Source organism: Streptomyces gardneri (assembly GCF_006539185.1).
GTDB classification, from domain to species: domain Bacteria; phylum Actinomycetota; class Actinomycetes; order Streptomycetales; family Streptomycetaceae; genus Streptomyces; species Streptomyces gardneri.
Genome location: NZ_BJMN01000104.1, coordinates 1 through 5,944, shown reverse-complemented (window position 1 = coordinate 5,944; position 5,944 = coordinate 1). Strand labels below are relative to the sequence as shown.

Sequence of the window (5,944 nt, the reverse complement as noted above, 5' to 3'; positions counted from 1 at the left end):
TCGGAGTCGTAGCGCGGTGCGTTTTGCTCCTTGCACCACCTGCCGACCTGCTTGACGTCTTTGATACCGGCGAGGAAGGCCACTGTGCGCTGGCTGAAGGTGTCCTGGAGGAACTGCGCGATCTCGGGGATCGGGGCGTCCATGGATGCCTGGTGGGCGCGTGCTTCGGCTTCGGCTGAGCGTGCTCGCTCAGTCTGCTGTGTCTGCATGTCTCCTCGTTCCTCGCCGACTACCGGTAAGGCTGTGTCAGCGAGAGGCGTGCCACAGATTGGGTGTGGCGATGGGTGCGGGTGCTGGTGGGCGAGGGCTAAGAGAGCCGCTTCTGCTCGCGTCCTGCTTGCTGCTGTGGGCAGCACACCGTCTCGGCCTTGAGGAGGAGTGGGGACGTGCTGAGTGGGACGTGCTCGTGGCTGAGCCCTGGTAACTGATCTATCAGTGTCTTCAACATGGCTTCTCCCTAGTCCTGTTGAGTGAAGCGTACCCGTATAGCACACCCTTACTCCACAGCTTTCCACCATGGAAAACACACCTAAATCCCTGCTTGGAGGATTCGATGGACGCGTCCGGCCAGCGCGTTCGTGTAGAGCGCCGACGGATCGACCGGTTCGTCGGCCGTGCAGCGTTGACTAGATCAGGTGACAGCGCGTACGGCCGAACGACCTAACTGCGTCAACGCACGGTGAGTCCGTACTCGAGTGCCACTTCCTTGAGCTCCGCCGACTCCACGTGGATGGCTCTGCGCTCCACTTCCTTCAGTTCGGTGTCGCGGAGTATCGCCCAGCACCTTCTGCCGCCGTAGCCGGATCGGTAAGCGATGCCTTCGACGAGCTGGTGACCAGCTTCATTGCGCCTGCTGACGGCCCACGCCGCGATCTGACGGGCGACGCGGCGATCGCGGCCGTGGATGTGCTCGTCGGTCAGCGGCCCGGTGATGTTCCACTCCTGGAGTGTCGTGGCGAGTTCCCGGGTGAGAACCTCTCGTGTCTCCTCTGCGTCCACATCGAGGAAGCGAGCCTCCTCGGACGGCTTGAGACGAACGAGGATGCGGTCTTGCCGCCAGCTGGACGGAATGTGGCCGACTTTCATGAGGTCCGTGTTGGAGAGATCGGCGTCGCGCATCAGGTCGCGGATCTCGGGAGGCACCCGGAACGTTGCCAGGGCTTCCGCGAAGCAGCCGGTGATCGCGCTCGCGCAGTACAGCATCCCGTACGAGTAGAGGCTGAAACGGCCGGCACTCGAGCCGCTGGCGGTCTCCGGCTCGACACGGTTGTACTGGAGCGGCGCGCTCGCCCGACCCAGGCGCCAGACACCTTCGGTGGGGGCGGGAATGAGGGTGACGTTCTGGGCGGTCACGAGAGCCCTCCCGTCTTGTCGGCCTGCCAGTGTGCGGCAAAACCCCCGTCGGGACGGCCGGCAAGTCGGGATAAGGCTGTGATCATCGCTCCTCGATTCATCTCAGAGAGTCCAACTACCCCGGCTGGCGACACACGGGGTGGATCATTGTCGCCACGTTCTTCTACATGTGACGGCGGTCGTTGTGGCGCGCGGACGCACACAGCCGGAGCACGGGGGTACGCACAGGGCGCATCACGTTTCAGATGCGGTCGAGGTGTAGCCGGAACACGGAGGTCCCGTCGTCACCAGTGGCCAGCAACAGGGAAGATTGGTCCCTTCTGCGGTCGGCCACAGTCCTCAGCGCTCTGATGGGTCTGCCTGTGACGATCTGAAGGAGCTTCCTGGCCCCCTGAGTCATCTCCCAGACGTGGATGCTGCTCCGCCCCGCGGCGACAAGCACCTGTCGCTGCGCCGTGAGCGTCAGTGCGGTTACTGCGCTGAGCTCGCCGTCGTCCGCGTCGAAGTGACCAACCTGGCTGCCGCTTACCGCGTTCCACAATTTGAGAGAGCCGTCCTGCCCTGCGCTGGCGAGCGTCAGCATGCCGTCCGGACCTGGGACGAATGCAAGATCGTTGACGGTGAACTGATCGCACCTGATGGTGTGGCCACGTTGCTCCAAGGTATGCGTGTCCCAGACCCGGAGGTTGCCGTCCTTGCCGCCCGAGGCCAGCAGCAGGCTGTCGTGTGTGCGGGTCGTGGCCAGGCACTGGACGCTGAGATCGTGGTCAGGGAAATCAGCCAGAAGGTCGCCCGTGCGCAGGTTCCACAGGCAGATCCGCCCGTCCGGGCCGGCACTTGCCAAAAGGTCGGCTTGTGGGGCCGACAGGGAGACGAGCGTCCGCGCGGGGAGATCATGGCCGGAGAGCTCGTGAAGCGGGTCGCTGTCTGGGTGCGTGGGATCGATCACCAGGATGCGGTTGTCCTCGAGTGCGACGGCCAGATGCTGCGTGCCGTTGATGCCGGGCCAGGCGAGGGCCGTCACGTCCACGCTGTCGAGAATGGTGCTCGCCGACTGCTGCGTCGCAATGTCACGGATCGCGACGCAGCCGGCCCGGGCCGTGGCAAGCAGGTGCGGAATGGTCGGCGACAGGGAACTTGCGGTGATGCGTTCCCGCACCGGCGGCGCGGCGGACAGGGCCTCTGCGGTCAGTTGCAGGCTGCGCAGAGTGCAGTCTGCTCCTGCCGTGAGCAGCAGCTCCGTGGTCCCCAGGGGGAGGGAGGAGAGTGCGGTGATGGGCTCGGTGTGTGCGGGCAGGGGATTGCCGATCGGCCGGAAGTCCGGCAGTTCCCAGAATTGGACTGTGCCATGAGCGTCGGAGGCGACCAGCGCCGTCTGCCGGTCCACCTGGGTGACCATCAGCGCGGTGACGGCAGCTTTTCGGGAAGGAGGGGTCGCCTGCTGGCCAATGTCTGCGGTGCGCACCGCTGCGGCCGCGCCAATGGTGCCAGGCGTCCCAAGAAGGAGGTTGCCCGCCTCATCGCCTACGGCGAAAGACGCAGATGCGGGGAGCGCGACCAGGGCACGGATCCTGGCCGCAGTCCGTAACTGATGGGTCGACCGCGTGCCGTCGAAGGACAGCACTTCGTCGTGCTGGGTGTAGAGAAGGGTGTCCCACCCTTCAGGGGTAGGCAGGCCGGTGAGAACCGGTGGGTAGGACAGGTGCTCTGGCAGGGCCACCTCTGTGGCGTGGAACGTCCCTATGTTCAGGGCCGCGAGGTGCCCGTCACTGAAGGCGGCCAGCATGACCGGGGGGTGGTTCGGGGGCCGGTAGAGGGTCAGCGAGGACACCCATGTTCCCGGGCGGCGAGGAACCGCTTCCGCGAGGTGGCGGCCGTGGCGTGCGTCGATGACGTGCACGGATCCATCGGTTCCGCCGCTGACGACGATGCCTCCTGGCAGGGCGAGCAGGTGCTCGATGATGCCGTCGTGCACGGACAGCGGTGCGTAGGCGTTGCTTCCGTCGGGGCGTAAGACGTGCAGGTTGCCACGGTCGTCACCGGCAGCGGTCAGCGCGATTCGCCCCAGGAAGTCTTGCACGGCGGCCATGGCTTTGACGGTGTACCGGGTGATACCCCACGGCCGGGGGAGTGTTGGCTTGTCGCTCCACTCCAAGGTGACCGGCGGGTCGACGAACGCGGCCGGCCGTGAGGACTGGGCGTCGGAGTATCCGGCGATGCTGTGAGCCAGCTGCAGGCTGGTCATCAGCGACACAGGGTCCACCGTCCGTGCGAAGGGCTCCAGTCCGGCCCACGTACGGAGCCATCGGCTGTCTTCGGGGTTGCCGTCATCTGTTGCGAGGAGCCGACGAACCGCCCGGCTGCTTTCCCAGGGGAGCAATGCCGGCGGTACGTGCGCGTCATCAAGTACCTGGCCTCGTGCCGCGTGCTCAGCAAGGTGGCGTCGCAGGTAAGGGTGGGGCGGAACTCCCGCATCGGCGGGTACGAGATCGGCGAGCGCGGCCGCGATCCGACGGTGAACGTCGATGTGCGGCTGCCCGCCTTCCTGGTGGTCCGTCATCGGGCACCTTCATCGGCAAGCAGGTCATCATGGGTATTGCGCAGCAACGACGCCAAAGCTTCGTGCGCGGGCCGGTACACACGGCGGTCGTCCTCGTGGTCATGGGCCAGGTAGCCACTGAGCCGGCCGGTCAGCAGCTTCTCGATCATGAGGTCCCACTCCTGGGGAGGCAGGCTTTGCTGGAGGAAAACTCCGGCGATGTTGGGCCAGATGTTGGACCAGGGGACACCGGCGCCCTGGGCGAAGGCTGCCGCCCGCAGCAGGGCCAGAGCCACCGCGAAAGGAAGTCCTTCCGCCTCGACTAGTGCCAGGTCTCTCTGCAGCAGGCCGCGAATGCCCTGCTTCAGCTGGCCCTGCCACGCGGTGTCCCTCGCCATCGCTTCAGGGTCGGACGACGCGCGCAATTGTTCACCGGCGAGGCGTGCGTCGATGAATGAAGGACTGATCATCGGCGCGATCCCGGCGGCGACCTTGCGCGCCACGTCGTGCCGGCCGCCCGCGCTGATCAATGCCGTCATGTATTCCTCGATGTCACGGCGGGCGTCATCACCGTCCGTCCGCTCCACCTCGGCTGCCGGAAACAGCACTCGAAGAGCCTTCAGGAGTCCGTACTCCTCGTCCTCGGTGACGTCACCGGCGGCGCCCGGCAGAGGCCGGCTGGAACGTACTCCCAGGACGAGACGGACAGCTGGATCAGGAACGTCGCGCGACGGTTCCTCCGCCTGACGTTGCCCAGGGAGACGAGGGGAACAGAACTCGGCGAGGGGCTCAAGAATGTCGCGAAGGACTCGAGCGTATTCGACGGTCTCGTCCAGGCCGTCGATGACGATGGTGACGGGCTTGCCCGAGGCACGTATGACTTCGACGATCTGCTGTGACCAGCGCACCAAGGCGTCGTCCGCCGGCTGCGTCGTCGGCTCCGGCTCGGTGCCGAGAGCCTGCAGGATGTCGGAGGCAACCTGCGCGGCGGTCCGGCGGTGCGCCAGAACGGCGGCACTGACGGCTCCCTCAGGAGGAATCGTGTCCGCGGCCGTGAGCTCGAACGCTTCCTTGTAGAGAGGATCCTGACGGAACGAGGCATCGCTGAGCACGACGGCCCGGGCCACGACCGCCGACTTGCCGCTGCCCACAGCCCCCGTGACGAGAAGAACGCCGCGGTCCCGTGTAGGGCCGAGGAAGGACGCGACACGACGGTTGAGCACCTCCCTCCCACGGAAATACCAGCCGGCGTCGGCCTCGTGGACACGTCCCGTGGCCCGGTCCAGCCAGTACTCGGCCGCGGTCAGATCCTGCAGCACCGAGCCGGCGGCGCGACGATCGACATACCCAGGATTGGGAAGGCACGGACTCTGGAAAGTAGACCCGCTTCCATCGATGAGATGGTGCAACCGGTACCGCTGCCGGTCCTCCTCGCTCGCCAGCCCCTTCTCGTACTCGGCGATGAAGTCGGCTACCGCGAGATGAGGCGTGGTGATGCCGGCATTCGTCCGCAGCCGTCGATGCACGTCGCGCAGCAGGGTCGAAAACCTGCGCACCTGCACGGTCTGGTCGTGGCCGCACGTCGCAATCACGTCCAGACGGCAGCCTTCGCGGCGATCACGGCGGACGTTCTTGTACAGGGCGTCGAGTTCCGAGCGCAGGCTGCCCGCATAGCAGGTGTTGACGATCACCAGCACGTTCTTCACATGCGAGTCGAGCACCGCTCCGACGACGTCACTCGTCCGTATGGCGGTTGCCAGCGGCCGCTTGTCGTCCGACTTCGGGAGTTTGAGGAAGTGAACGTCGGACGAGCCACTGATGCCATGGCCGGTGATGAACATGACGAGAGCCAAGCCCTGTGCTTCCCGTACTTTCTTCGTCCGTAGGAAGTCCTCGACGTCGTCCCGCGAGCACAGGTCCGCGGCGGGCACCTGCCGGAAGCCCGGGCGGGATCCGTCCGGCCCCCACCACTGGGCCACCACGCTCAGCTGTTCGTCGATGCCCTCGGCGAACTCCTCATCCAGGCCACCCTCGTCATCGTCCTCATAGTTG

General features: G+C 65.9%; 3 protein-coding genes and 1 pseudogene. All 4 read right to left on the bottom strand.

Annotation, left to right across the window (positions count from 1 at the left end; genetic code table 11):
* Positions 1 to 209, bottom strand: a pseudogene (locus SGA01_RS40350) (XRE family transcriptional regulator); the annotation flags it as partial.
* Between the two features lie 460 nt (positions 210 to 669).
* On the bottom strand, positions 670 to 1,353 hold the full coding sequence (locus SGA01_RS40345) for an RES domain-containing protein (protein ID WP_141303368.1): 684 nt from the start codon (positions 1,351 to 1,353) through the stop codon (positions 670 to 672).
* Positions 1,354 to 1,594: 241 nt separating this feature from the next.
* A complete protein-coding gene (locus SGA01_RS40340; protein WP_141303366.1) occupies positions 1,595 to 3,913 on the bottom strand; it encodes a WD40 repeat domain-containing protein in 2,319 nt (772 codons plus the stop codon).
* A partial coding sequence (locus SGA01_RS41395; RefSeq protein WP_167534300.1) for an ATP-binding protein occupies positions 3,910 to 5,944 on the bottom strand: 2,035 nt, incomplete at its 5' end. The genes SGA01_RS41395 and SGA01_RS40340, both read right to left, overlap by 4 nt.

Excerpts from the sequence above, each read along its gene's own strand:
- SGA01_RS40340 (WP_141303366.1), bottom strand. The coding sequence starts at position 3,913 with ATGACGGACCACCAGGAAGGCGGGCAGCCGCACATCGACGTTCACCGT.